Genomic DNA, 26,611 nt, shown 5'->3' on the forward strand with positions numbered 1-26,611 from the left:
GAAACAAAAAAGCAATTAAAGCTTACATCCAAAATCAACTGCAAGAGGACCAAATAGCCGACCAGATAAGCATCAAGGAATTCGTAGACCCGTTTACGGGTAGCAAGAATACCAAGGCATAACAAAAACCCCTTAAGGGGTAGCCCGAGAAAGCAATGCAATCGGCAAATCTTTTCGGGCCCCTTAAGGGGCTTTGTCCGCATAAAGCCCTTATAGGGCTTACTCAAGCCTCCGGCTTAGCCGGAGGTTTTGACTACTTCAGTGTGTGCACACCTGCTCATGCCTTGCCGGCGCAGCCGAGAACGTCCACCAGCTTGTGGCGGACCAACTCCTTGATATTGGCCCGGGCGGGCTTGAGATACTCACGGGGGTCAAACTTATCGGGATGCTCCTCCATAAACTGACGGATGGTGCCCGTCATGGCCAAGCGCAAGTCGGAGTCAATGTTGATCTTGCAGACGGACAGCTTTGCGGCCTGCCGCAGCTGATCCTCCGGTACGCCGATGGCGTTGGGCATTTTGCCGCCATGCTCGTTAATCATCTTGACATACTCCTGCGGGACAGAAGACGAACCGTGCAGCACAATGGGGAAGCCGGGAAGGCGCTTGGATACCTCCTCCAAAACGTCAAAGCGCAGCGGAGGCGGCACTAAAATGCCATCAGCATTGCGGGTGCACTGCTCCGGTTTGAACTTAAACGCGCCGTGAGAGGTGCCGATAGCAATGGCCAGAGAGTCGCACCCGGTCTTGGAAACAAACTCCTCTACTTCCTCTGGGCGGGTGTAGGATGCCGCATGGGCCGCGACCTTGACTTCATCCTCAATGCCGGCCAGCGTTCCCAGCTCTGCCTCTACCACAACGCCGTGGTCATGGGCATACTCCACAACCTTCTTTGTAATTTCAATATTCTCGGCAAAGGGCTTGGAGGAAGCATCAATCATAACAGAGGTAAAGCCGCCGTCAATGCAGCTCTTGCAGGTTTCAAAGTCCGGGCCATGGTCCAGATGCAGGACAATAGGAATATCCGGGCAACATTCCACCGCCGCTTCCACCAGCTTTACAAGATAGGTGTGATTGGCATAGGCACGGGCGCCCTTTGAAACCTGAAGAATCACGGGAGCGTGCTCCTCCTGACAGGCCTCGGTAATGCCCTGCACGATTTCCATATTATTGACGTTGAAAGCGCCGATGGCATACCCACCGTCATAGGCTTTTCTGAACATTTCGGTCGAAGTAACCAGTGGCATACGATCATCCTCCCATAAGCTCATAACATATTAAACATAGTGTCCGCTTCCCCTTCAGCTCTTGGATTTTCGACAGTATCATCCTTGCCTGAAAGGAAACCGCTTTTCTGCTCCCATCATATCACAGGGAAAATAAAATGCAAGTATTTACTTTCCCCTTCCCGAATGCTATGATGTAAGTAATCTTGCGTAAGCACCATTTGAAACAGGAGGAACTTTTCATGAGTGAACTGAAAGGCGCGTGTATTTTCGGTCAGTCCGGCGGTCCCACTTCTGTCATCAACGCCAGCGCCTATGGCGTTATTGAAACTGCGTTGAAAAATCCGAATATCACCCGTGTGCTGGGCGCGGAGCACGGCATCAAGGGTGTACTGAATGACCGTCTTTTTGATATGGGTCAGGAGGACGCCGCAGAGCTGGAGCTATTGAAGTATACTCCCTCCTCCGCGCTGGGCTCCTGCCGCTACAAAATGGCGGACCCCGAAGCGGACGATACGGACTATCAGCGCATTTTAGAGATATTCAAAAAGTACGATGTCCGATACTTTTTCTACAACGGCGGCAACGATTCCATGGACACCTGCAACAAAATCTCCAAGTATATGCAGAAGGTCGGCTATGAGTGCCGTGTCATGGGCGTCCCCAAGACCATTGACAATGACCTGTTCGGCACGGATCACTGCCCCGGCTTCGCCTCTGCCGCCAAGTACATCGCAACAAGCTGCATGGAGGTTTATCAGGACGCCCGGGTCTACGATACCGGCATGATCTGCATCATTGAGATCATGGGCCGCCACGCCGGCTGGCTGGCCGGTTCCGCCGCGCTGGCCACTGCCTATGGCGCCGGCCCGGACTTGATTTATCTCCCCGAAACGGACTTTGATATGGAGCGTTTCCTCAGCGATGTGGAGCGCATTTATAAGGAAAAGGGCAACTGCATGGTCGCGGTGTCCGAGGGTATCCACTATGCCGACGGCACCTTTGTCTCCGAGGCTAAAACCTCCGCTACCGATGGCTTCGGCCACGCGCAGTTGGGCGGTCTGGCCGCGCATCTGGCCGCCGTTGTCAAGGAAAAGACCGGTGCCAAGGTCCGCGGTATTGAGCTGAGCCTCCTTCAGCGCTGCGGCGCTCATCTTGCCTCCGAAACGGACATTGAGGAGGCCATCATGAGCGGAAAGGCCGCTGTTGAAAACGCTGTGAACGGCGTGACCGATAAAATGGTGGGCTTCGAGCGGAGCTGCGAGGACGGAAAATACATCTGCAAGACCAAGCTGCTGCCCCTTACTGACGTTGCCAACACGGAAAAGAAGGTTCCCCTTGAATGGATCAATCCAGCGCACAACGGCGTGGAGCAGTCCTTTATCGACTATGTGCTGCCGCTGATTCAAGGCGAGCCGAAGCTGCCGAAAGTAGATTCCCTCCCCCGCTTCGCCAAGTTGAAAAAGGTACTGGTCAAGTAAGGCTATTCTGTGTCTGTGGTAAGTGACTGCACCAGCTAATCCGGCTTTCTGAAATCATAATTACCAAAAAGCGGAAGTGTTTTAAAAAAACACTTCCGCTTTTGTATGTTCAATTTAAGCAGCCTGCAAGCCAGCCTGTCTGCTTACCTCTCGCGCAGCTGTGCACGGTAAGCCGCCGCCTGATCCAGTATATCCGCCGCGCTGGCCAGCAGTGCGTCCGTCACCTGACTGCCGCCGGTGATGCGGGCGATCTCCGCCTTTCGCGCCTCGCGGTCCAACTCGACCACCTTTGTAAAGGTCCGTCCGTTCTGTTCGCCCTTTTCCACCAGGAAATGCGTACCAGCCATGGCCGCAAGCTGTGGCAAATGCGTGACGCACAGCACCTGCTTATGGCAGGCAAGCTGTGCCAGCTTTTCAGCTACCTTCTGTGCCGCCCGGCCGGACACGCCGGTGTCCACCTCGTCAAAAACCAGCGTAGCGATCTGCTCCTGCTCTGCCAGCACATTTTTCAGTGCCAGCATAATGCGGGCCAACTCGCCGCCGGAGGCGATTTTGGAAATTGGGCGCAGCGCTTCTCCGGCGTTGGCTGACATCAGGAAACGAACGGTGTCACAGCCATCTGTCCCCGGCTCCTTAGCCGCAAAATCAACGGAAAAGCGGACCTTTTCCATATCAAGCTCCCGCAGCTCTTTCTGGATTCGCTGCTCCAGTCGCTCTCCTCCCTTTTTGCGAGCCTGCGTCAGCGCTTTTCCGGCGCGCTCCACCGCTTCCCCAGCCCTTTTCAGTTTTTGCTCCAACTGAAGCCGCAAATCGTCCGCCGTTTCCATTGCATTCAGCTCGTCACGGCAGCGCTCCTGATAGGCGATCATGTCCTCCACAGTGGCCCCATATTTCTTTTTCAGACGGTAAAGCTGGTCTGTCCGCGCCTCCGCTGCGTCCAACTCCGCAGGAGAAAAGTCAAATTCCTCCCGCTTATCCCGAATGACCTCGGCAAGGTCAAACGCTTCACAGCGAAGGGTTTCCACACGCTTGAACAGTTCTTCCATATCACCGTTCAGGTGCCGGATGCCGCTCAGCGAATCCTCAGCCTTACGAATTGCAGACACTGCACCATCTTCCGCATCATCGCCGTTCAGGCAGTAATCCGCTCCGGACAGCGCGGAAATATACTTTTCACCGTTGCGAAGCAGCTCTCTCCGGGCGTTCAGCTCCTCCTCCTCGCCGGGGACCAGCTCCGCGCGCTCCAGCTCATCGATCTGGTAGCGCAGGGAATCCATCCGCCGTTCCTTCTCCGCATCGTCCATTTCCAGTGCTCGAAGCTGCTTGCGGATATCACACAGGACGTCATAGTCTTTTTTGTAAGCGGACAAAGATCCTGCTGTCTGCCCGAAACGGTCCAGATAAGCGAGATGCCGACTCTCGTCCAAAAGCAGTTGTCCGTCATGCTGGCCGTGGATATTCAGCAGCTCCTTGCCGATTTGGCGGAGTTGTGTCACCGTCAGCGGACGTCCGTTTACGCGGCAAATGCTTTTCCCCTCACTGCTGATCTCGCGCTGGAGCGTAAGATTGCCCTCCTCATCCGGGGCCGCACCGTTTTCGGTAAGTCCCGGCAGATTTTCCGGCACATCTGAAAAAATGGCGCTGACAAACGCTTTATCCGCACCGGTGCGAATCTGCTCCCGGGAGGTCCGTCCGCCTAAGACCGCCTCCATGGCATCAATCACGATGGACTTTCCCGCGCCGGTCTCGCCGGTCAGGGCATTAAAGCCGGGCCGGAATGCAATATCCGCCAGCTCGATCACAGCAATATTCTCGATGTGAAGCAGCTCCAGCATATTTATCCACTCCTCGTGAACGTTATAGCATTTCCTGTATCTCTTGGCAGAACGTCTCCGCACTGGCATTGTCCCGCATCACAACAAAGACCGTATTCTCCCCGGCCAGCGTACCCACAATGCCGTTGATGTCCATGTGATCCAGCGCCTCGCAGGCGCCGCCGGCCAGACCGGCCAGCGTTTTAAATACCACGATATTCTGGGCCGCCTCCACGCTGGTAATACTCTCATGGAAAATCGTCCGCAGCTTATCGGCGATATTGAGATGAGCCCGACTGTGGGACACCGCGTATTTATAAGTCCCCTGCCCTGCCGGTTCCTTCACAAGATGCAGCTGCTTGATATCCCGTGAAATCGTTGCCTGCGTACTCGCAACGCCTCGCTGCCGGAGCCGCTCCAAAAGCTGCTCCTGCGTTTCAATGGCTTCCTTTGCAATAATGTCAAGAATCAGGGATTGTCTGTTGTTCTTCATGCCTGAAACCCTCCCGGCAGCATTTTCTGAGCAAATACCTCGCAGAAGCTCTTTTCGGAAAGATGCGCCAAGCGGGTCACATGGCGGCTGCGGCGAATCTGCACAATATCATTTGAATAAAGCGGAAACGCCCTGCTCTCGTCCACAAACAGGAAGACCGGCTTGCGGCCATTGCGTTCCAGTTCCACGGTCAGGGTGTGCTCCGGCGAAAGGATATAAGAGGAAAACCTCATGTTATGCGTACAGATCGGCGTCAGCGCCATGGTCTGCGCCACAGGCTCCACCACAGGTCCGCCCGCCGAAAGCGAATACGCTGTCGAGCCGGTAGGCGTTGCGATAATGACGCCATCTCCCGCAATATCCGCCAAGTGCCTGCCATCCGAGGATATTTTCAGATGAATCACATGGGAGATCGGTCCCTCCCGAATCACAGCGTCATTCAGGCCCATGTTGGTATATACCTGCTTACCATCCCGCAGCACGGAAACATCCAGCATCATGCGTTCCTCAATGGGGAATGTCCAGCCCTGCAAGCCCTTCAGAGCCTCCAGCGCATTGACCTCAAGCTCCGCAAGGAAGCCCAATCCGCCCATGTTGATTCCCAGCATCGGCAGCTTGTGCAGCGCCGCCAGCTTTGCAAGATGCAAAATCGTTCCGTCGCCGCCCAGTGTGATGATGAGGCTTGCAGTCTTTAATTCTGGCAGGATGGGCTTCACCGGGAGATTTCCAAACGCGCCGGCCTTCGGGTCGCGGAAGGGCGAACAGACCACCGTTTTAAACCCAACGCTCTGCAAAAGCTGTATGGCAGTGGTGGTTGCCTTCATACCTCGGTCCCGATCCGGATTCGGGCAAAGAATGATCGTTTTCTGCTCCATTACGTATGCCCCTCTCCGTGCTCATTCAGCGCCTCGTGTGATTCGGCCACCAGTGCGTCCAAGTCAAACGTCTGCGCCGCTTCAGCGCCTTTTTTCAGGAAGCCCAGATATTCAATATTTCCCTCCGGCCCCCGAATCGGCGAATAGGTCAGACCCAGAACGCCGAAGCCGGCTTCCTGTGCGTGCTCCAGATAATGCTCAAGGACCTCCTTATGCACGGTCGGGTCGCGGACAACACCCTTTTTCCCGACCTTTTCCCGGCCGGCTTCAAACTGCGGCTTCACAAGGCTGGCCACACAGCCGCCGTCCTTCAGGATACCGGCCACCGCCGGAAGAATCAGCTTCAGAGAAATGAAGCTGACATCAATGGACGCAAAATCCAGCTCATCCGAGATCTGTTCATGGCTTAGATATCGAGCATTCGTCCGCTCCATACAAACGACCCGCGGGTCCTCCCGGAGTTTCCATGCAAGCTGTCCGTATCCCACATCCACCGCGTAAACCTTACTGGCGCCGTTTTGTAGCATACAATCCGTAAAGCCGCCGGTAGAGGCGCCGATATCGCCGCAGATACAGCCGTGCAAATCAATGGGAAATTCCGCCATGGCCTTTTCCAGCTTCAAGCCGCCGCGGCTGACATATTTCAGCGTATTGCCCCGAATCTCAATGGGAGCATCATTGGGAACTGCGGTTCCGGGCTTATCTACCCGCTGCCCGTTCACAAAGACCAGACCGCTCATAATGGTAGCCTGCGCCTTCTGGCGGCTCTCCTGAAGTCCGCGTTCTGTCAGCAATAGATCCAGTCTTGTTTTGTTACTCACGGGATAGAGCCTCCTTTACTGCCCGATATACACCGTCCGCGTCCAGTCCAAACCGTTCTTGCAGTTGCTCTACGGTTCCTTCCGGTACAAAGCGGTCCTTCAAATTTTGCAGAATGACCCGGCGGCATTGCCGCCCCGACTCAGCCAGCAGTGCGGCGATCTGCTGGCCGATGCTACCGTTTTCAAAGCAATCCTCCAGCACGAGAACTGTATCCGCACCATCAAGCTCTCGAAGCAGCGCGGAGGTATCCAGGGGCGCAATGCGGTTCAGCTTCACAACACGAGTGGAAATTCCGTCTCGCTCCAGCCGCTCCGCCGCGTCAAGCACCTGATTGATCAAAATTCCATAAGAAACCAGCACTGCCTGATGTCCGTCCCGAAGACGCACTACCGCTTGGCTGCCTGTGTCCTGTGTAAAATGCCCCTCCCCGCCTCTCGGATAGCGGAGCGCGACAGGACCTTGGATTTCAAATAATGCCTGCCGCGTCATGGAACGCAACTCGGATAGGCTGGAGGGACACAGCACGGTAAAGCCCGGGATGCCGGTCAGGTACGATATGTCCAGACAGCCGTGGTGCGTTTCTCCATCGGCCCCCACCAGTCCGGCCCGATCCACACCCAGCACCACATGGAGCTTTTGAAGGGCAACATCGTGAAACAGCATATCATAGCTTCGCTGTAAAAATGTGGAGTATACGGCAAACACGGGAATCATCCCCTGCTTTGCCATACCGGCAGCCATGGAAACCGCATGGCCCTCGGCAATCCCCACATCGAAAAGCCGCTCCGGGTATGCCTTGGCAAAGGCTGCCAGCCCGGTTCCGTCCTCCATAGCGGCTGTAATGGCACAAACCTTTTCACTCTCTGCAGCGCAATCAGTCAAAGTTTTTCCAAATGTACTTGAGAAAGTCTCGCCTCCCGGCTGTAGAGTCAGGCCGGTTTGAGGGTCAAAGGGAGCAATTCCGTGGAATTTTCCCGGATTTCGCTCAGCAAAGGGATAGCCCTTTCCCTTTTTTGTATGGACATGGACCACCACCGGCCCGGTCAGTTCTTTAGCCCATTGCAGCATATCGCACAGCCGGGGCAGATCATGTCCGTCAATAGGCCCGAGGTAGGTAAAGCCCATATCCTCGAACAGCGTACTGCTGGGCCACAGCGCTTTTTTCAGTTCGGTTTTCAGCCGGTGGTTAAACCGGTAGATGGGCGACTGCACCGGATTTGCGCCGAATAGACGCCGATACCACTTTTTAAAATGATAGTACGCAGGCTTTGCCCGCAGCTGCGCCAAATGACGGGGAAGCGCCCCGACATTTGGGTCGATGGACATTCCATTGTCATTCACGATTACAATTAGATGCTCATGAGACGCTCCAGCATTGTTCAATCCCTCATAGGCAAGTCCGCCGGTCAAGGCTCCGTCGCCAATCAGCGCCAACACTTGATAATCCTGATGCTGTAATGTTCTTGCCCTTGCCATACCAAGCGCGACCGACACGGAGTTGGACGCATGGCCGGCAATGAAGGCGTCATGGATGCTCTCATGTGGCTTTGGAAAGCCGGAGAGACCATCCAGCTGCCGCAGCGTGGAAAAAAGTTCCTGTCGCCCTGTCAGTGCCTTGTGTACATAGGCCTGATGGCCAACGTCAAATACCAGCCGGTCATGCGACGTATCAAACACACGATGGATGGCTACAGTCAGTTCTACAACGCCCATATTGGACGCAAAATGTCCGCCGGTTTTCGACACGTTTTCCAGCAGAAACTGCCGCAGCTCAGAGCAGAGCTGTGGCAGCTGTTTTTGTTGAAGTGCCCTGACATCCTCAGGGGAATGAATTATATCCAGAATCACAATTGACCTCCCACGGTCAAACCAAGTCAGCTCCGATGGAACAAATGCAGAAAGCGCCCCGCCCAATAGACCACCTGCTTGCTCTGCTTAATGGCAAAGGGCTTGCACATCGCCTTTCCACCGATGGTCAAACCGGAAACCAGCGCCGTAACGCCGACAGAAATGAATATGCTCTGCACATTCAGCCCCGTCTGAAGCCGCGCCACGATCACCGCGCTGGTAGCGCCGGAGACGATACCGCAGATATCGCCCACCACATCGTTGCAGATGCTTGAGACCCGATCCGCATTTTTCAAAAGCCGCAACGCCTCCTTCGCTCCCCGCTCCCTGTGGGCCGCCATGGAATGAAACGGCTTTTCGTCCGCCGAGGTCACCGCTACGCCGATAATATCAAACAAAATACCAAGACAAATGAAAAAAAGCAAAATGGCCAGCGCCAGTACAAGCCCCGCCCGATTCAAAACCGTTTCCGAGCCGAGGCTCAATAGGCCCGAAAACAGGACCGCCATAAAAAACGCGGTAGCAGCCCAGCCATACCGCGACGCTTCGCTTTTCACTTTTTTTTGCTTCGAAGGTTTGCTCAAAAAAACGCCTCCGGTTTTAACTGTATTGCTAAGGCAGCGGCAACGGAACAGGTAAATCTTGCGGCTTAGGTGCGGGTCTGTTTTCCCCACGGAACACCCCTCGTTGCCGATGGAGGCGGTTCCCCTTTCAGTTCCGAGGCACACCGTTGCCGGATGCGCTACCCGATTGCCACTGAGTCCGCACTGCAATCCCTGATCCGTTTCCAAAGAACAGCCTAGGTGTTTTCCACCGCAGTCTGTCCGTTTCTTTAGCCTCTTTTGCAAAACGGGTTTCAGCGGGCGATCACGGTGATCGTTCCGGCCGGAACGAATACCGTGTAGATCCCGCATCCACCCGCTCCACGCAAGGCAGGCTACATCTGCACACAGCGTTACGCGCCAAATCGGCGCGATGCACCGCATTGCAGGTTCAAATCTGCTTCGTACACAAATCGAAAATACCGCTACGGGAGTACGTTCATGCACAAGAGCAGGTCTCCACGGAAACAGGGTCGGGGTAACCATGCCATTGGAAATCGCCCTGAGTCCGCAAGCGTTCAGCACGCTTCCTCCCAGCATCCACCCAAAACTGGGCGTTTCAAGCAAACACCAGAAGTTTCACAGGTATGCCCTTCGGAGGCTTTTTAGGTCCTCCCTCGGAAACGACAGATCTGACTAGAATACTGCGCCGCCGCTTAGCTTTTGTCAGTATAGCACAGCCCATGAAAATATGCAACCATTTCTGTATATACAATGTAAATATACACATGCTCCGCGGCCTTCATTTTACGTCTTATTAACGGACATTGCAGAGTTTCCTTCATCGCTTACCCAACAGAAAACCGGCCGCGAAGTGCTCCGCAGCCGGTCCGTTTATTTTTTCCGCTCCGTCATGGCGTCCGCCAGCGTACAGAGAAACTCCGTGCTCCCCTGCCATTTGCAGGCTCTTAAGGCTTCCTTTGCCCTTTCCGTATAGGCCAACACCCGGCGTTCGCATTCCTCCAAGCCCAGCAGGGTCACATAGGTAGACTTCCGGTTGGAGGCATCAGAGCCGATTGGCTTTCCAAATTCCTCCGCGCTGCCAATCACATCCAGCATATCGTCCCGAATCTGAAATGCCAGCCCCACATTGGTGGCGTATACCCGTGCCGCCTCGAAGCAGCGTTCCTCCACCACCCGGTGGCCGGAGGATGCCGCAACGCCCATCATGCACGCGGCCCGCAGCAGCGCGCCGGTCTTTTTATTGTTGATGACGGTCAGCTCCTCCGCAGTGTGGAGGACCTTTCCATCTCCAATGGTATCAAAATACTGTCCGCCGCACATTCCCTGTTCACCGGCTGCCTCCGCCAAAATTTTAGCCGACACAGCCGGAGCAAAGCTCCCCTTCTCCTGCCATGGACCTTCAGCGGAAAGAACCGTTTGAAAAGCGGCCGCCTGAAGGGCGTCGCCCGCCAGAGTCGCCACACACTCGCCGTAGACCTTATGGTTGGTGGGTCTGCCCCGGCGGAGATCGTCATTATCCATGCAGGGCAAATCATCGTGAATCAGCGAATAGGTGTGCAGCATTTCCACACCGCAGCCGAAATCCAACGCTTCCTCCATGGCGCCGCCGGCGGCCTCGCAGAATTTCATAGCCAAAATCGGCCGTATCCGCTTGCCCCCGGCCAAAAGACTATACCGCATGGCCGCCTGAAGACCGTCGCCGGGGAAAAATTCCGCAAGCCGCTTTTCCACCAGCGCCTTCGCAGCGGAAAGCTCCTTTTCAAAATCCGTCATACGTCAGTCCTCCGTGCTCTCAAACGGCAGCTCCACAGGCGCACTGTCAGGCCCCTTCATCAGCTTTACTACCTGCTGCTCCGCCTTGTCCAATTCTGCGGTACAGGCGTTTGCCAGCTTCGTTCCCTCTTCAAAAAGGCTCAAGGATGCCGCCAATGCGGCATCGCCCTTTTCCAGAAGCGCTACAATCTCCTCCAAACGGGCCAGCTTTTCCTCAAAGCTCATTTTTTTTACAGCCATCGTCTTCCTCCTCTATGGTGTTGACCACGGCGGTAAAGCCGCCGCTTCCTAATGTCACATGAACATATTCCCCCCGGCTCAGCTCCGCGCTGCTCCGCAGCACCTCCCCCGCCTCATTGCGGGCCACGGCATAGCCGCGGCTCAAAACTTTCAAGGGACTCATAGCATCCAGTGAAGCCGCAGCGGCTGTAAAGGCTTGCCGCTTCCTTCCGATTGCGGCCCCGGTCAGGTCTCCCAAGCGCTGTTGAAGGTGCGCCAGCTCCATCCGCCTATCCTGTACATAAGCAAGGTGATCAGTTAAGACTCGCTTGCGCTTCAGCTCCTCCAAGCGCTCCCGCAGAGTGCGCAGTCGAACCGTTTCGCTGCCGGTCAGTCGGTTTTCCAAATCGCCGAGCTGCCGCAAAAGCGCTCCCTGATCCGGCACCGCGATCTCAGCGGCATTGGAGGGCGTAGACGCCCGGGCATCCGCCACGAAATCCGAAATTGTCACATCCGGTTCATGGCCCACCGCCGAGATCACCGGCGTTTCACAGGCATAGATAGCCCGTGCCACCCGTTCATCGTTAAAGGCCCACAGATCCTCCATGGAACCGCCGCCCCGACCGGTGATAATAACATCGCCGATTTTCCACTGGTCCGCATAGCGGATGGCCCCGGCGATCTCCGCCGGCGCTTCCGCCCCTTGGACCCGCACCGGCAGCAAAATCACCTTTGCCAAGGGATAGCGCCGCCGCAGGATTCGAATCATGTCATGAACCGCCGCTCCGGCGGCGGAGGTCACAACGGCGATTCTATTTGGAAATTTCGGCAGAGGCTTTTTATGCTCGGAATCGAACAGCCCCTCCCGGTACAGCTTTTCCTTCAGCTGCTCAAAGGCCACGGAAAGATCGCCTGCTCCCTCCGGGGTCAGGGATTCGCAGTATAGCTGATAGGCACCGTCCCTTGGAAATACACTGACACGGCCGACCGCCAGAACCTTCATGCCGTTTTCCGGGCGGAAGCGCAGGCGCATGGCCTGTCCCTTGAACATCACACAGCGAATTGCGCCCGTCTGGTCCTTCAAGGAAAAATAGTGATGTCCCGACGGATACATTTTATAGTTGGATATTTCGCCCCGAACGCAGATACCGGAGAGCATGGGCTCCTGATCCAGCAGGAGCTTCACCAGCTCATTGACCTCTGTGACGGTGAAAATATGTCGTTCCATTGCTCACTCCTTATCCAGCCATCGGCCAAGGCAGGCCGAAGTCCCTGCTTCTACGCGCCGTGAAAGCTCATCCATGTGGAGCAGGCGGAATATCCACACGCGAAGCACATCCATCAAAGAACAGATCACGTAGATGCCCAGCGCCGCGCCCAATACCAAAAGCAGCATAACCGGCGGTGTTTTGGCCGCCAGCACCGAAAATCGGTCCGCCATTCCATATTCCCAAATCAGAGGATGCGCGTGGATAAGATATACGCTGAAGGCCAGCGGTGCTACCCCTTTAATGAGCTTTTCAAAGCAGGGCGGAATCGAAAGCTGTGCAAAGCACAGCACCAGCGCGGCCGCCGCCAGCAAAATCGTCGGCGAGGTATAGCTGGTCAGCAGCACCTTATCACAGGTGCCGCGCTCCGCAGCTATCCAGACCCGGTCTGCCGCCCAATGCACGCTCCACGTGAGTACGGCGCATATTGCATAGACCGCCGCCCACCCTCCGGAGCCGCGCTTTTTGCCCAGACAGGACAGCCGTAGACAGCCTCCCAAGAGATATAAGCAGCTCAGCCACAGGACACTGTAGCCGTTATCCGTGAGGAAAACATCCCTTTGCCGCAGCGTTGGCAAAACAGAAAACACGAGAACGATGAAAAGCGCAAGAACCCTTCTCTGCCGCTCCGAAAGCCTGTCCAACAGCAGATTGAAAAACGGGATGAACAGACACATCCCGAAATAGGCGGTCACATACCAATATTGCCGGAACAGCACCGGGAAAAATGCGCGGAGCACCCTGTCCCCATCGACACCGCCGGGCAGAAAAGCGGCAAATACCGCCGTAATGCTAACCGTATAAAAAGTGACCCGCAGCCACAGCGCAATGGCTCCGCTGTACTGAAAACGATGCTGAACGCCAACGTAGCCGGAGATCAGACCATAGCAATTAACAGCGCAGTAAGCCCCCGCCTCCAGCAGTTTTGCAGCTTCATAGCCTGCCGACAGAGGCGCCGCAGCGGACAATACGCCGCCCTTATTCAAGATGTGCAGGATGATGACCATCCACATGGCCAGCATCCGCAGCAGGTCGATTCCGTAATTGCGCCGTTCCATCATCCGCTCCTGTCAGGTAAAATCAAAACGGCAGAGCATACGGCAGCTTTTGCCGTATCCGCTCTGCCGTTTGTGCGCCGCTTGTCACTGTGAAATTTCCTCACGCGCAAAAGTACCCAGAATACCGTTCATAAACTTAACAGTCTCCGGCGTTTCATATTTTTTGGCGATCTCCACCGCTTCATTGATAGCCGCACCCGTGGGAATATCCTCCATGTATAAAATCTCATACATGGCGACCCGCATGATTGCCGAGGCTACCAGCGGAATACGGGAAAACTTCCATCCCTTTGCATACTTGGAGATATATCCGTCCAACTCCGCAGAATGCTCGTCAACGCCCTTTACCAAGCGCGTGATATACGCCGCCTGCTTGGCATTGGGCGCATCGGCATACAGCGAATCCTCACCGGCCAGCTCCGCGAAAGCCTCCGGCGTCAGACGCTCCTTCAAAAGCTCATCAACGGTCTTGTCTGTAAAGCTCAGTTCATAGGAAAGATGGGCGGCGATCTCCCGCGCGGTATTCCGTGTCATAACGTTTCTCGTCCTTTTCTCTTGTAATGGGTTTACGCCAGTGTCACACCGCCGACATGGATATTTACCGTTTCGACTGTGCAGCCGGTCATGGCGCTGACTGCGGAGGCCACCGCCTTCTGCGCGTTTTCAGCAACCTCCGGGATGGCGTGGCCGTAGGCCACTGTCAGATATAGGTCCAGTGCCAGTCCGGTCTCCGTCATTTCGATCTTAACGCCCTTGGCGTTTTTCTGTGCACCCTTTTTATTGGTCACAAGATCGGCAACGCTGGAGCCGAGGGTCCCCATTGTGCCGGAAACGCCCTCCACCTCACGGACAGCCCCCACGGCAATAGCCGCGATGACCTCCTCAGAGATGTGGATGCTTCCCTTTTCGTCGGAAAGTGTCATATAACCTTTATTTTCAGCCATTGTAGTTCTCCTTTTGGCACACGGCAGTGAGCCGCAGTCAATACTTGATTATCTAATGTGCTATTTTAGCATGGATTTTTGGAAAATACAACAGCTAATTTGCGGCCATGATTCGAATTGCGTTGGCGGCATAGCCTGTTTCGGTCATGGCGATATCCGTAATTTTCGCAACATCCGTGGCGTTCAGCTCCCCATCCTTTGTAGAGACCACAATGCTCAGAGAATCGTCTCCCATAAACGCAACGCAGTCCTGATACCCCTTTGCCGTGACCAGATTTTCAATCTGTGCCTCCTTCAGCGTGTAAGAGGCCAAAACCTGAATGCTTTCGGAGGCTTGGTTTGCCACTGACTGATCGGCGTCCTCCTGCTTGGCAGCGTCCTCCAGCAGAGAGATAGCGCTGTCCCGGGCCTGCTGACGGGTCAGCCGCGCGGAGGCGAAATAATCATCCCCCTCATAAACCGTGCTCTCTGCAAGGGTTCCTTCCTCCTGCCCCGAGACCAGCGCGGCTTCGCCCAGAATTTTAGTACCGGCCTCCTCCGCCTTCTGGACTGCCTCCTCCGAGGAATATTTCCAGTTCAGTCCAACTGCCGCGCAAACCAGCACCGCCATAGTCCCCACCACGATATTCCGCTTGATGTTTCCACGCATAGAGCCTTTCCTCCTCCATATAATTACGGACATTTTGCCACGGTGATGCGGTCGCTGCTCAGGCCGGTCAAGACGGACACCGCCTCTGTGACCGCCAGCCTGACATCTGCCCGGTCGCCCCCCTGACAGACCACCAGCGCCCCCCGGTACGTGGGGTACAGAATCCTCGTCACAATGGGGGCCTCCTGATCGTTCAGGTCCAGAAGCACCGTTTCCGATGTTCTGGAATAGTCCTCCGGCGCTGCCGTGCTGCCGCTGTAGCGGAGCTCCGAGTTCTGCGCCAACTGCCGTTCCCCATTGCTGTCTGCCGTCAGCAGCACCCGCACGGTACCGACGCCTTGAATCTGCCCCAGAATACTCTCCAGCTCCGTCTGAAGCTCCTGCGCTGAAATCATATCCATCTGCTGCGCGGTTTGGCCAGTCTGCGCCGTATGCTCTGTTCCACCGGGCCATAACAGCAGCCCTGCGCCCACCAGCAGAATCAAGATCGCATATTTGTATCGGTCCCATAGCTTTTGCACTCCTTTAATTTTCATTAAGCCACACCTGTCTTTCCACGGGTATCCCCAATTCGGCCTCTATCCAGCGGGACAGCTCACGAGACGGTGTACCGGTAAGCTCCGCAGATACAGGTACCGGCACACCCTCGCTGTTTTCCTCTGTCCCGACCTTGATACGGACAGTCAGCCCCATACGCGCCGCCTTGTCCAATATATATGCCTCCGTTTCACTTTCTATGAGCGTTCCCAGCTCCTTTTTCCGTTCCTCCTCAAGCTTTGTCCGATAGGTCTCTACCTGCTTTTCGTATTCAGCAAGGCCCATGTGAACATCGTCCGGCAGCGCTGCCTTTCGAACCGGCTGCAGCAGTACCAGTAAAAGCAGCAGCCCACCGATAAAGGATGCTGTGTCCCGCAGTGTTCCCTTTGGCGTGATGTACTGCACAACGGACAGCAGCAGCGATACCGCCGCAACTGCTGTCAGCCATGTCCGCACCGCCGCGATCATGCGGTCACCGCGGCCACGGAGGCCAATATGGAGATCAGCAGAACTAACGCGCAGCTCCCTACCATTCCAAGCAGTAATCCGAACGCACTGCCAAGGCCGCCAATAAGCCCGCAGAGCTCCGAATCTCCGATCGCCGCCGCGAAAAAGTCGGTCAGCTTGTACAAAAGATACTGAATGCCGATTCGCAAAAACGGAACCACGCACAGCGCCAGAACGCCCAGCAAGCCGAAAACACCCAGCGTCCCCTTCAGAAGTCCGGCTCCCACCAGCACTGTTTCCGATGCCTCCGCAATGATTCCCCCCACCACCGGCACTACACCGGAAATTGCTGTTTTTGCAAGACGCACACGGACGCTGTCCGCTGTTCCCGCGAAAATACCGCTGACAGTGAGATACAGCGTAAACGCCAGCAGCAGCCCTGTCAGCAGCTTGGTGCAGATTGTCTTGATGGCCACCGCCACCGCCAACAGCCGCCGGTCACCCAAGCTGCTCCCGGCAGCCAGCGTCCCAACAAACAGGTATACCAAGGGCATCAGCAACCCGCAGATCAGCTCCAGCAGCAGGTCCGCAAAAAAAACCGTGGCCACCTGCCGCACCGTCGCCCCGGCGGCACCGCCCGCCACTGCAGAAGCCGCCGCCAAGGCCGGCAGCAGTGCCTTTGAAAAGGTGCTCATCTGCTCCATAACCGCCGTACCGGCCCCCATCAGCGTGTCCAACTGGCCGATGGTCAAAAGCGTGACCGTCAAAACTCCCGCCATGGAGAGAAAGCGGCTCGTATCGCCGGTTCCCTTCTGGACGCCGCCCACCAGTCCGCACAGCACAGTCGCCAACAGCACCGAAGCGGCGCCGCGAAGCTGACCCTTTAAAATTGAACCGGCATTTTTCGCAAGATGCTCCCAAATCGCGCCGAGTCCCTCCGCAAGGCTGTCCGGCCCCCAATCCTTAACCTGACTTAATATCCGATTCGTTTCGTGGGGAAGCGCGTCCGCGACCACAGAAAGCTCATTGTCTGCCCGGACATTGACTGTTAAAAAAAGCAGTGCAGCACATAGGAGGCCGCAAAATTTCAGATAGTTCACCAAATCAACTCCGTCAGTAAATCCAAAACCGCGCTCAGCAGCGGCAGCGCCGTTACCAGCGCGCAAATAGCCCCGGCGAATTCCAGCACGGAGGCAAGCGCATTCTGTCCCGCGTCCTTACAAAGATTGCCGCCGATTCGAACGATCAGTGCAATGCCGATGGTCTTATAGAGCGGCAGAAACAGCGTATCCGATACGCCACTGTACCCGGTAAGCCGCTTTAAAAAATCAAAAAGCTCCCTCACCGGCGCGGCTAACTGCATCAGCACGGTCACGGCGGCGGCCAGCGCCAGCAGCAGTGCGATCTCCGGATTACTTTTGCGAAGAAGCAGTCCTGTCAGCGCGGCGATTACACATAGGACCAGTGCCCTTGTTATCTGCTCCATCTCAAAGGTCAAACAGGGTCTTGATCATCTGGAACAGTCCGCTGATCTCCTGCACCAAAATCATCATGACTACCACAAGCCCTGCCAGCGTGGTCATCATCGCCTGTTCCTCCCGGCCGGAGCGAATCAGCAGTTGGTTCAGCACGGCCACCAAAATCCCCACGGCGGCTATTTTAAAAATCAGATCAACATCCATCGTACATTCCTCAAATCAACAAAATCACGAGCAGTGCGCTGGTGGAAAAGCAAAGTGCGGTCATGAGCTTTTCCTCTGCCGCGCTTTCCTTTTCAAATTTTTTCAGGCTGGATTGCAGTTTTTCACAAGCAAGTGTAATTGCTTTACAAATGCCGATTTCATCGCCTGTCCACGCCTCTGCCAGATGGAAAAGCGCTTGCTTGTCCCCCTCCGGCAGCGGCAGGTCCTCCGCCGCCTGTCTCCACGCTGTCAGGCAGGGCGTTCCCGCCCGGAGCGACCTTGCCGCCGCTAAAAACAACGCGGCGTTTTTGGGCTCTCTGCCTTCCGCAAGGCGCGTCAGCAGCATCGGCAGCGGCGTCCGCTCCAGTCTGATGGCCGTTTCCATTTCCGCAAGGGCCGCTGTCAGGTCCGATAAAATTCGTCCGCGCTCCTGCCGCTCCCGGCGCCGCAGATACCAGACACAGCCCCCCGCCGCAAAAACAAAGATGCTCCCCACAAGCCTTATCATGGCAGATTCTCCACTGCATAGGCCCAGCCGGCGCTTCCCCGCCGAATCAAAACGGCTTGACGGAACACCCGTCCCTCAAGCAGTGCGCGGTACAGCGGCTTTGCCTGCAATTCCTCCACGCTGCCCGCATGGATGGTGGCCAGCAGCCCAACGCCGCAGCCCGCTGCCTGCGCAATAGCCTGAATATCCTCTTGAACCGTGATCTCATCCAGCGCGATGATCTGCGGGTTCATAGCGCGGAGCACCATGGGAATTGCGGCCGCCTTCGGACAGCCGTTCAGGATGTCGGTTCTTGGCCCAACATCCATCTGAGGCTGACCGCGATACATCACCGCGATCTCGTCCCGTTCATCGATCAGCGCGATTCGCTGCGGCGGGACCTGTTCGCCCCGGGACATCAGCCGCACCAAATCCCGCAGCAGCGTGGTCTTTCCGCCGCCGGGGGGCGAGAGCAGCAGCGTGCTTGCAAAATGCTCTCCCCGGAAAAGCCGGGGCACCACCGCCGCGCCGATGCCCTTTAGCTCCCGGGAAATGCGAATCACCGCAGAGGATATCTGCTTGAGATTTGTGACCTGTCCGTCCTTCATGACCGCCGCGCCGCACAGCCCCACCCGGAAGCCGCCGCGTACCGGCAAAAAGCCCTGCCGCAGCGTTTCGATTGAGGCGTAACGCGAAAACTCCGCCGCGATGTCACAAAGCGTTTCCAACTCCTCCACCGTCACGATGATCTCCAAGGATTGCTCACCGGCGGGCAGCAGCACCGACATACAGCGCCCTGCCCGTAGGCGGAACTCCTCCGCGTGCTCCTTGACCTCCTCCGGTTGCTCCATTGCGATTCGCCGCAGGCGGCTGGGCAAAATGGCCGCCGCCAATTCGTAGCGCAGCGCATTTCCATGTTTCTCCACGGGACTTCCCTCCTTTTGTTGTTAGTCCACTGTATGACGGCTCGTCCGCAGATATGCAGTAAAAAGGGAGACTTGCTGCAAGTCTCCCTCTTTGCCTATTTATGACAGCAGGCGCAGAAATTCTTTGCCTCCTCGTAATTCTCCGGCAAGGACACAGTATTGGGCGGGAAAAATTCGCCCACAGGGAACGAGATGTTGCGGAACAGGCTGCACGGATCATCCGTATTCCCGCAGGAGCACTCCTTCTCCGGCATACAATAATCATACACCGGCACAAGAAGCTGAGAATCCCGTTCCAGCCGCACAATGGAGAACTGCCCCAGTGTGATATAGATGCGGCGCCCGTCATCGCCGCCGCAAAGCTCACCGCCAAAGCACTGGCTGATGGCCGGCGGCACCTCACAAAGATCACAGTCGCACTCTCTGCGGCAGCAGCCGCTCTCCACGATTCTGGCGTCCAGAACGATCGGGTCGACAGCCTCCACAACGGCCTCGGGAAGATTCGAGCGGCGCAGCAGCGGAATATCCGGTTCGCCGGAACGGAATTTGGAGGAGAAAATTTTCGCGCTGCCCTCGCTGCCAAACAGGATGGCGCGCTTATCAAAGACGCACAGGCCCTCCACCGTCACCGGAGCTGGACAACTGGTATACGCCTGCAGCGTCACGGCATAGAAGAACCGCATATCCACAGTGTAAAAGCCCCGGTTGAAATTGACCGGCTCCACATCCACATAGACGTACAGCAGATCAGCGGAGCCGCCCTTAACGGAGAGCGCCCGGTTGATAACGTCTACGTATTGGAGCTTGGGATAAAAGCGCAGGTCCTCAATGCAGTCCTTATCCCGGCAGGAATCGTAGATCTTGCGTGTATGGATGCAAACCGCTTCCCGAATGCTGCCAGTCCCCTCCACAGGGCCGGGCATAACTTTCTCAGGCATTGTGATACCTCCTAAACGATGTAGCTGAAAGAATCGCTTCCCTCAGTCCAATCTATGCACCCGGTAGCCGAAGGTGAAAATAAAGGCAGCCGGAGGAAAAACTCTCTGGCCGCCTTTTCTATTCTTTTTCAGAAAAGCTCTACGCTGCTGCTGTGCGGATTGATGAGGCATACATAGCTGCGGCCGCGCCCCAAGGCCAGCGGCGAACCGTCCGGCAGGCTGTAAACGAACGGACTGTTCCGATCCTTTCGGCTCCAATGGATTTCCTCGCTCTGCCCGCCGCGGTACAGCGTTCCGCTACCCTCGCCGGTGGTGCGGACCTTTTGACGTCCCTCCTTATCTCCCGAAATCGTGGAAATATCGGTCTCTAAAAACAGTACATTCACGGCGACTACCTGCTCGCCTGTATTGCCATCGATATACGGTGCCTGATACTGGCTCACCAGATATTCTCCTCTGTCCGCGTCATAGTCAAACAGACCCGTTTTATAGCCGGTGTAATTCAGCTTGATGTGTTCCGCCGCCGTGCCGCCGGTCAACGGCTCATCGGTAAACGCCTGTGTATACGAATAGCCCTCTCTATGGGTCTGCGAATATTTACTATCATCCCAAAAGCTCTGAATCCGTTCCCCGGAGGTCAAAAGACTGTGTTCATAGCCCTTCGTTTTGCGGCGCTCGACGTCCCGCCAGAACACGGCGTCATGACTGGCCCCACCATTGACCCCGTCAATATGCTCCACCTTCCACGATTTCAAATCCGCATACGCCTCCGGGCTGCCGCCGGCGTGAACGTAGAGCGCATCATGACCCAGTGCCAACTCGATATAATAGGGACGGGCAGAACGGATGCTGCCGATGCTGCCGACATCTTCCAAGGACTGATAAACCGCCAGCATTCTGGTAATGCCGCCCTCGGCGGGCACCTCATAGATGATGTCCGCCTGTGAATTTCCAAGCTGCGGCTGCGCCTTTTTCAAATTATTCAGCATCACCGCCACAGGGCGTCTCTGCTCATATTCCGGCTCGATGGGCAGACCGGTCAGTGGATTGGTTCCCGTGGGAACATCGGGAAGCGGCTCCACCTCCGGCTCTGCCGCAGGCTCCTCTATCACCGGCGGGGTCTCCGGTTCCTCCGCAGGCGTCGGAGCGGATTTTTTTCCGCATCCGGTTGTCAAAAGCAGCAAAAGTGCCAGCAGGAATGCCGATTTTCTTTTTCTCAATTCCTTCACCCACCCAATAATGTCTTGATAAAAATTATACTATCAATCCATGCCTGCCTCCGTCAAGAGAAATTTAGACAAACGGCGATGCAAAGCGTCAATTTTCATCTGTACTTTCCACGCAGACTGCGGTATACTAAATAATAATGTATCAACAACAAAAGGAGATTTACTATGGCCCCAAAGGGATTCATTCAAGATAAGCTGGAAATCAAGTTTCTGATTTTGTACCTTGCGGCCAGAGTCATCGAACCGGTCCCCTTTGACACCATGCTGGACCTGACGCTCTGTGATGACGCCATTGATTATTTCGATTTTTCTGACTGCCTCGCCGATCTGGTACGAACGGAAAATTTGACCGTTGATGAAAAAAGCGGCTTCTATTCCATCACGGAAAAGGGCCGCCGCAACAGCGAGATCTGCGAGACCAGCCTCCCCTACTCCATCCGGCTTCGGTGTGATAAAAACCTGACCCGGTGCAACCGTGCCCTGCGGCGGAAAAATCAAGTAAAAAGCGCCACGGAGCTGCGCCCCAACGGGACCTATACCGTTTCCCTCTCTCTTGATGACGATATGGGAAACATCATGGACCTGAAGCTCATGGTCCCCAGAGAGGACATGGGAAAGCTGCTGGCCGCGCGCTTTCGGAGGGCACCGGAAAAGCTGTACAGCCAGATCATTGACCTTTTACTGAACGCGCCGGACTCCGACAACGAGGAACAATCAAACTGAAAAACAAGTATAAAAGAGACCGCCTGAACAGGTGGTCCGAGACTGTCGATAAAGTGGTAAATCCTCCGCAACGGTAAGGAAGGGTGTGCGCGGGAAACCCAAGAAGGGTGTCCTGCGCCATTGAAATCCTTAGTTTTCAGAACTTTTATGAAGTTCTGAAAACTTGTTCAGCGGGGAGAAAAGACTTTTTCGACACGCTGAGACCGCCTGAACAGGCGGTCCCTTCTATATTCGGTATCTCTATCTATCGCGGCCCATCATGCAGTCCGTTCAAATTGGAAGCATCTATTTCCCCTTTCTTATTTCGCTGTATCCATCAAGGAAAATTCATAGAAAATTGCAAAAAGTAAACATTTCCCACAATTTTTGCGTTTAAAAAACATTTTTTGAGCTTTTATCTGTTATGTGTGCCACTTATATCATCTGCTCTTTTCACAAAAAGGTATTACTTTTTTCTGTGAATTTGATAGAAAATTTGTGTTGCGCTGTGTCGGCTTTTTCGTTATGATAAAAGTAACGGCTGCACCGTATGCGGCCATGAGATACCGCAAAATAAATTAGGAGGATTATTGTATGAAGAAGTTTCTTGCACTGCTCCTGAGTCTTTCCATGGTATTTGCCCTGTCCGCCTGCGGCGGCAAAAGCGATTCCGCACCCCCCGCAGACACCGACGCCGCCGAAACTGGCGACAGCACCCCCGCCTCCGATTTCAAGGTCGGCTTCATCTTCCTGCACGATGAAAACTCCACCTATGACCTGAACTTCATCAATGCCGCCGAGGCTGCCTGTGAAAAGCTGGGCGTTGAGTACACCAAGATCACCAACGTTCCCGAAACCGAGGAATGCTACAACAAGGCCGCTGAGCTGGCGGACGCCGGCTGCAACATCATCTTTGCCGACTCCTTCGGTCATGAGGATTACATCATTCAGGCCGCTAAGGAGTTCCCTCAGGTTCAGTTCTGCCACTCCACCGGCACCCGCGCCCACACCGAGGGCCTGAGCAATTACCACAATGCCTTCGCCTCCATTTATGAGGGCCGCTACCTGGCCGGTGTTGCCGCCGGTATGAAGCTCAACGAGATGATCGACAACGGTAAAATCACCGCCGATCAGGCCAAGATCGGTTACGTTGGTGCCTTTACCTACGCCGAGGTCATCTCCGGCTACACCTCCTTCTTCCTCGGTGCCCGCTCCGTCTGCCCCACCGCTACCATGGAAGTGACCTTCACCGGCTCCTGGTACGATGAGACCGCTGAAAAGGAGGGCGCACAGAAGCTCATCAACAACGGCTGCGTTCTTATCAGCCAGCACGCCGACTCCATGGGCGCTCCTACCGCCTGCGAGACTGCCGGGGTCCCCAATGTTTCCTACAACGGCTCTACGCAGTCCGCCTGCCCCAACACCTTCCTCGTTTCCTCCCGCATTGATTGGGAGCCTTACTTCGAGTACGCCATCACCGCCGCTATGAACGGCACCGCCATTGACGCCGACTGGACCGGCACGCTGGCCACCGGCTCCGTTGTCCTGACCGACCTCAACACTGCCGTTGCCGCCGAGGGTACGCAGGACGCCATTGACGCTGTGAAGGCTGAGCTGGAAAACGGCACCCGTCAGGTGTTTGATGTGAACACCTTCACCGTGGATGGCAGCAAGCTGGATACCTATAAGGCCGATGTGGATACCGATGCCGACTACACCCCGGATACCGAGGTCATCGTGGATGGCGCATTCCGGGAGTCCACGTTCCGCTCCGCCCCCTATTTCGACTTGCGTATCGATGGCATCACCCTGCTGGATGAGGTCTACGGCTAAGTCCTGAACACAAAATTGGGCTGCCCTCCGGCAGCCCAATTTTTCTTATTTTGGAAAAAGTCGGCTTCCTTTTGATTTACAAGGTGCCGTGACTATGGTAAAATACAGATGTACGTGATACGAACACGGGGGAAGGAACTCTTTTTGTCCCTTCCGAGAAAGAAAGGGTGACTGCCTTGTCAACTGCGTGTGCGGTTAAGATGGAAAACGTGACCAAGCGCTTTGGAAAGGTTGTGGCAAACCGGGCCGTGAATCTGGAGCTGCACGAGGGCGAGATTCTCTCCCTCTTAGGCGAAAACGGCAGCGGAAAAACAACGCTGATGAATATGCTCTCCGGCATCTACTTCCCTGATGAGGGACAAATCTACATTCACGGAAAGCCGGTCTCCATCGCCTCTCCCAAGGATGCTTTCCGCTATGGCATCGGCATGATTCACCAGCACTTCAAGCTGGTAGATGTGTTCACCGCCGCGGAAAATATCATTCTGGGTCTGGACGGAAGGCTGAATCTGTCGGAGGCCCGGAAAAAGGTAAAGGAGCTTTGCGAAAAATACGGCTTCGATATCGACCCCGACCAGAAGATATACGATATGTCTGTTTCCCAGAAGCAGACCGTTGAAATTCTCAAGGTGCTTTATCGCGGCGCCGACATTCTGATTTTGGATGAACCCACCGCAGTCCTGACACCGCAGGAAACGGATAAGCTGTTCCAGATCATGCGGAACATGAAGGCGGACGGAAAATCCCTCATCATCATCACCCACAAGCTCCACGAGGTACTGGACGTATCCGACCGGGTGGCCGTACTCCGCAAGGGTGAATACATCGGCGATGTCGCCACAAAGGACGCCGACCAGCAATCCCTGACGGACATGATGGTCGGCCACAGCGTCAGCCTGAATATCGACCGGCCTGATCCTGTGAATGTGACCCCTCGATTGGTCATTGACAATCTGACGGTCTACGATGAGCTGGGTGTCAAGCGGCTTGATAATGTCAGCTTCACGGTCAACGCCGGTGAGGTTCTCGGTATTGCCGGTATCGCCGGCAGCGGCCAGCGGGAGCTTCTGGAGTCCATTGCCGGACTTTACCCCATTGCCTCCGGCACCATTACATACTTTGACCCCAAGGACGGTAAAACCAAAAATCTGGTGGGAATGGACCCTATGGACATTCGGCAAAGCGGCGTGGCAATGTCCTTCGTCCCCGAGGACCGCTTGGGCATGGGCCTTGTTGGCTCTATGGGCATGACGGGAAACATGATGCTCCGCTCCTGGCGTAAGGGCCATGGCATTTTTCTGGACCGCAAGGACCCCGAACAGCTTGCCAACCGCATCTGGCAGGAGTTGGACGTTGTGACGCCCAACACTAACTTTCCTGTCCGGCGGATGTCCGGCGGCAACGTGCAGAAGGTGCTGGTGGGCCGCGAGATTGCGCAGGCCCCCTCCGTGCTGATGACCGCCTACGCGGTCCGCGGTCTGGACATCAATACGTCCTACACGATTTACAATCTGCTCACGGAGCAGAAAATGAAGGGCATCGCCGTTGTGTACGTCGGTGAGGATTTGGATGTGCTGCTGGAGCTCTGCGACCGAATCGTTGTGCTCTGCGGCGGTCAGGTCTCCGGCGTTGTGGACGCCCGGACTGCCGATAAGCGTCAGGTGGGCGCTTTAATGACCCGCGTGGAAGGAGGCCATGAGAATGCCTAAGACATCCCTGTTCCATATTGCCAAGCGGGACGCACTGCCTTGGTACCAGGCCACACTGATTCGCGGCTGCGCGATTTTGCTGGCGCTGGTGGTCTGCGCGCTGGTCACGATGCTGATGACCGGTGAAAACCCCTTCAGCATTTACGCCACAATTTTCAAGGGTGCTTTCGGAACGGCCCGCAAAACATGGGTCACCTTCCAGAATTTGGCTGTTCTGCTGGGTATTTCCCTTGCGGTCACTCCGGCGTTCAAAATGCGGTTCTGGAATATCGGCGCCGAGGGGCAGGTCCTGATCGGCTGCCTTGCCACCGCCGCCTGCATGATCTGTCTCGGTGATAAAATCCCCAATGCGCTCCTGATTTTAATTTCCCTGCTGGCCGCGCTGGTCGCCGGCGGTATCTGGGGTCTTCTCCCTGCGTTCTTCAAGGCCAAGTGGAACACAAACGAAACACTGTTCACTCTGATGATGAACTATATCGCCACGCAGCTTTCCGCTTTCTTTATCATCGTGTGGGAGGTTCCGAAGGGCGCCGGAAAAATCGGCATCATCAATCAGAACTCCGAGGCCGGATGGCTGCCGGTCATCGGCGGGCAGAAATATCTGCTCATTATTCTCGTTGTTGCTATCCTGACTGTCCTGATGTACATTTATCTGAACTACAGCAAGCACGGCTATGAGATTGCCGTTGTTGGCGAGAGCCAGCGGACTGCCAGCTATGCCGGCATCAAGGTAGAGCGGGTCATCATCCGCACCATGCTGCTCTCCGGCGCGGTCTGCGGCCTTATGGGCTTTCTCCTGACTGCCGGAACGGACCACACGCTGACAACTACCATTGTCGGCGGACGCGGCTTTACCGCCGTCATGGTATCGTGGATGGCGAAATTTAATCCCATTGTCATGATATTTACCAGTCTGCTGCTGGTTGTTCTCGGGCGCGGTGCCAGTGAAATTTCCAGCACCTTCAGCCTGAACCAGTCTTTCTCGGATATTCTGACCGGCATCATCCTGTTCTTTATCATCGGAAGCGAGTTCTTCATCACCTATCAGGTCAGCCTGCGCAAAAACGGAAAGAAGGAGGCTTAAAT

General features: G+C 55.6%; 28 protein-coding genes and 1 pseudogene. 6 read left to right on the forward strand and 23 right to left on the reverse strand.

Going from position 1 to position 26,611, the window contains the following annotated elements; translation table 11 throughout:
* A pseudogene (locus PY311_RS10595) lies at window positions 1–122 on the forward strand (IS200/IS605 family transposase); the annotation flags it as partial.
* A gap of 155 nt (window positions 123–277) precedes the next feature.
* On the opposite strand, the gene fba reads toward PY311_RS10595, so the two are convergent.
* Window positions 278–1,246, reverse strand: a complete 969-nt coding sequence (gene fba, locus PY311_RS10600) for a class II fructose-1,6-bisphosphate aldolase (RefSeq protein WP_286148656.1) — start codon at window positions 1,244–1,246, stop codon at window positions 278–280.
* A 221-nt stretch (window positions 1,247–1,467) separates the two neighbouring features.
* Here fba and PY311_RS10605 point away from each other — a divergent pair, with 221 nt between their 5' ends.
* Window positions 1,468–2,706, forward strand: coding sequence for a 6-phosphofructokinase (locus PY311_RS10605; protein WP_286148657.1), 1,239 nt, complete (start codon window positions 1,468–1,470; stop codon window positions 2,704–2,706).
* A 143-nt stretch (window positions 2,707–2,849) separates the two neighbouring features.
* Here PY311_RS10605 and recN read toward each other — a convergent pair whose 3' ends face one another.
* The 22 genes from recN to PY311_RS10715 all read right to left on the reverse strand — a co-directional run bounded on the left by recN (window position 2,850) and on the right by PY311_RS10715 (window position 21,272).
* Complete coding sequence (gene recN / locus PY311_RS10610; protein WP_286148658.1) at window positions 2,850–4,541, reverse strand: DNA repair protein RecN; 1,692 nt, start codon at window positions 4,539–4,541, stop codon at window positions 2,850–2,852.
* A gap of 22 nt (window positions 4,542–4,563) precedes the next feature.
* Entirely contained in the window at window positions 4,564–5,013 is a 450-nt protein-coding gene (gene argR / locus PY311_RS10615) for an arginine repressor (RefSeq protein WP_286148659.1), read from the reverse strand.
* On the reverse strand, window positions 5,010–5,888 hold the full coding sequence (locus PY311_RS10620) for an NAD(+)/NADH kinase (protein ID WP_286148660.1): 879 nt from the start codon (window positions 5,886–5,888) through the stop codon (window positions 5,010–5,012). Before PY311_RS10620 ends, argR begins: the two co-directional genes overlap by 4 nt.
* Window positions 5,888–6,709 carry a TlyA family RNA methyltransferase gene (locus PY311_RS10625; protein WP_286148661.1) on the reverse strand — a complete coding sequence of 274 codons (822 nt, stop codon included), beginning with the start codon at window positions 6,707–6,709 and terminating at the stop codon, window positions 5,888–5,890. The genes PY311_RS10620 and PY311_RS10625 overlap by 1 nt, the downstream gene beginning before the upstream one ends.
* Window positions 6,702–8,558 (reverse strand): 1-deoxy-D-xylulose-5-phosphate synthase, encoded by a 1,857-nt coding sequence (dxs, locus tag PY311_RS10630; protein WP_286148662.1) that lies wholly within the window; start codon window positions 8,556–8,558, stop codon window positions 6,702–6,704. Before dxs ends, PY311_RS10625 begins: the two co-directional genes overlap by 8 nt.
* Before the next feature lie 26 nt (window positions 8,559–8,584).
* Window positions 8,585–9,142 (reverse strand): DUF21 domain-containing protein, encoded by a 558-nt coding sequence (locus PY311_RS10635; protein ID WP_286148663.1) that lies wholly within the window; start codon window positions 9,140–9,142, stop codon window positions 8,585–8,587.
* A gap of 852 nt (window positions 9,143–9,994) precedes the next feature.
* Entirely contained in the window at window positions 9,995–10,897 is a 903-nt protein-coding gene (locus PY311_RS10640) for a polyprenyl synthetase family protein (protein ID WP_286148664.1), read from the reverse strand.
* Between the two features lie 3 nt (window positions 10,898–10,900).
* Window positions 10,901–11,137: an exodeoxyribonuclease VII small subunit gene (xseB, locus tag PY311_RS10645; RefSeq protein WP_286148665.1), complete on the reverse strand. Its 237-nt coding sequence runs from the start codon at window positions 11,135–11,137 to the stop codon at window positions 10,901–10,903.
* Entirely contained in the window at window positions 11,112–12,344 is a 1,233-nt protein-coding gene (gene xseA, locus PY311_RS10650; protein WP_286148666.1) for an exodeoxyribonuclease VII large subunit, read from the reverse strand. Before xseA ends, xseB begins: the two co-directional genes overlap by 26 nt.
* 3 nt (window positions 12,345–12,347) lie before the next feature.
* On the reverse strand, window positions 12,348–13,442 hold the full coding sequence (locus PY311_RS10655; protein ID WP_286148667.1) for an acyltransferase family protein: 1,095 nt from the start codon (window positions 13,440–13,442) through the stop codon (window positions 12,348–12,350).
* Window positions 13,443–13,526: 84 nt separating this feature from the next.
* Complete coding sequence (nusB, locus tag PY311_RS10660; protein WP_286148668.1) at window positions 13,527–13,976, reverse strand: transcription antitermination factor NusB; 450 nt, start codon at window positions 13,974–13,976, stop codon at window positions 13,527–13,529.
* Between the two features lie 32 nt (window positions 13,977–14,008).
* Entirely contained in the window at window positions 14,009–14,386 is a 378-nt protein-coding gene (locus tag PY311_RS10665) for an Asp23/Gls24 family envelope stress response protein (protein ID WP_286148669.1), read from the reverse strand.
* A 94-nt stretch (window positions 14,387–14,480) separates the two neighbouring features.
* Window positions 14,481–15,035, reverse strand: coding sequence for a SpoIIIAH-like family protein (locus tag PY311_RS10670; protein WP_286148670.1), 555 nt, complete (start codon window positions 15,033–15,035; stop codon window positions 14,481–14,483).
* A 23-nt stretch (window positions 15,036–15,058) separates the two neighbouring features.
* Window positions 15,059–15,571 (reverse strand): SpoIIIAG-related protein, encoded by a 513-nt coding sequence (locus PY311_RS10675; protein WP_286148671.1) that lies wholly within the window; start codon window positions 15,569–15,571, stop codon window positions 15,059–15,061.
* Window positions 15,561–16,040, reverse strand: coding sequence for a stage III sporulation protein AF (locus PY311_RS10680; RefSeq protein ID WP_286148672.1), 480 nt, complete (start codon window positions 16,038–16,040; stop codon window positions 15,561–15,563). The genes PY311_RS10675 and PY311_RS10680 overlap by 11 nt, the downstream gene beginning before the upstream one ends.
* Complete coding sequence (locus tag PY311_RS10685; RefSeq protein ID WP_286148673.1) at window positions 16,037–17,119, reverse strand: stage III sporulation protein AE; 1,083 nt, start codon at window positions 17,117–17,119, stop codon at window positions 16,037–16,039. The genes PY311_RS10680 and PY311_RS10685 overlap by 4 nt, the downstream gene beginning before the upstream one ends.
* Entirely contained in the window at window positions 17,116–17,505 is a 390-nt protein-coding gene (locus PY311_RS10690; RefSeq protein WP_286148674.1) for a SpoIIIAC/SpoIIIAD family protein, read from the reverse strand. The genes PY311_RS10685 and PY311_RS10690 overlap by 4 nt, the downstream gene beginning before the upstream one ends.
* Before the next feature lies 1 nt (window position 17,506).
* On the reverse strand, window positions 17,507–17,701 hold the full coding sequence (gene spoIIIAC, locus PY311_RS10695) for a stage III sporulation protein AC (RefSeq protein ID WP_286148675.1): 195 nt from the start codon (window positions 17,699–17,701) through the stop codon (window positions 17,507–17,509).
* Between the two features lie 10 nt (window positions 17,702–17,711).
* A complete protein-coding gene (locus tag PY311_RS10700) occupies window positions 17,712–18,209 on the reverse strand; it encodes a stage III sporulation protein AB (RefSeq protein WP_286148676.1) in 498 nt (165 codons plus the stop codon).
* Window positions 18,206–19,114 carry an ATPase, T2SS/T4P/T4SS family gene (locus tag PY311_RS10705; RefSeq protein ID WP_286148677.1) on the reverse strand — a complete coding sequence of 303 codons (909 nt, stop codon included), beginning with the start codon at window positions 19,112–19,114 and terminating at the stop codon, window positions 18,206–18,208. The genes PY311_RS10700 and PY311_RS10705 overlap by 4 nt, the downstream gene beginning before the upstream one ends.
* 95 nt (window positions 19,115–19,209) lie before the next feature.
* On the reverse strand, window positions 19,210–20,052 hold the full coding sequence (locus PY311_RS10710; protein ID WP_286148678.1) for a hypothetical protein: 843 nt from the start codon (window positions 20,050–20,052) through the stop codon (window positions 19,210–19,212).
* A 128-nt stretch (window positions 20,053–20,180) separates the two neighbouring features.
* Complete coding sequence (locus tag PY311_RS10715) at window positions 20,181–21,272, reverse strand: DUF3048 domain-containing protein (protein ID WP_286148679.1); 1,092 nt, start codon at window positions 21,270–21,272, stop codon at window positions 20,181–20,183.
* 174 nt (window positions 21,273–21,446) lie between these two features.
* Between PY311_RS10715 and PY311_RS10720 the strand changes: the two genes are divergently transcribed.
* The 4 genes from PY311_RS10720 (at window position 21,447) to PY311_RS10735 (ending at window position 26,609) form a co-directional block, all read left to right on the forward strand.
* Window positions 21,447–22,004 carry a DUF4364 family protein gene (locus PY311_RS10720; RefSeq protein ID WP_286148680.1) on the forward strand — a complete coding sequence of 186 codons (558 nt, stop codon included), beginning with the start codon at window positions 21,447–21,449 and terminating at the stop codon, window positions 22,002–22,004.
* A 573-nt stretch (window positions 22,005–22,577) separates the two neighbouring features.
* Window positions 22,578–23,816: a BMP family ABC transporter substrate-binding protein gene (locus PY311_RS10725; RefSeq protein ID WP_286148681.1), complete on the forward strand. Its 1,239-nt coding sequence runs from the start codon at window positions 22,578–22,580 to the stop codon at window positions 23,814–23,816.
* Window positions 23,817–24,016: 200 nt separating this feature from the next.
* Window positions 24,017–25,525 (forward strand): ABC transporter ATP-binding protein, encoded by a 1,509-nt coding sequence (locus tag PY311_RS10730; protein ID WP_350309734.1) that lies wholly within the window; start codon window positions 24,017–24,019, stop codon window positions 25,523–25,525.
* Window positions 25,518–26,609, forward strand: a complete 1,092-nt coding sequence (locus PY311_RS10735) for an ABC transporter permease (protein ID WP_286148683.1) — start codon at window positions 25,518–25,520, stop codon at window positions 26,607–26,609. Before PY311_RS10730 ends, PY311_RS10735 begins: the two co-directional genes overlap by 8 nt.
* The last annotated feature ends 2 nt before the right edge of the window (window positions 26,610–26,611 follow it).

Source organism: Neopoerus faecalis (genome assembly GCF_029218125.1).
Lineage (GTDB): Bacteria > Bacillota > Clostridia > Oscillospirales > Oscillospiraceae > Oscillibacter > Oscillibacter faecalis_A.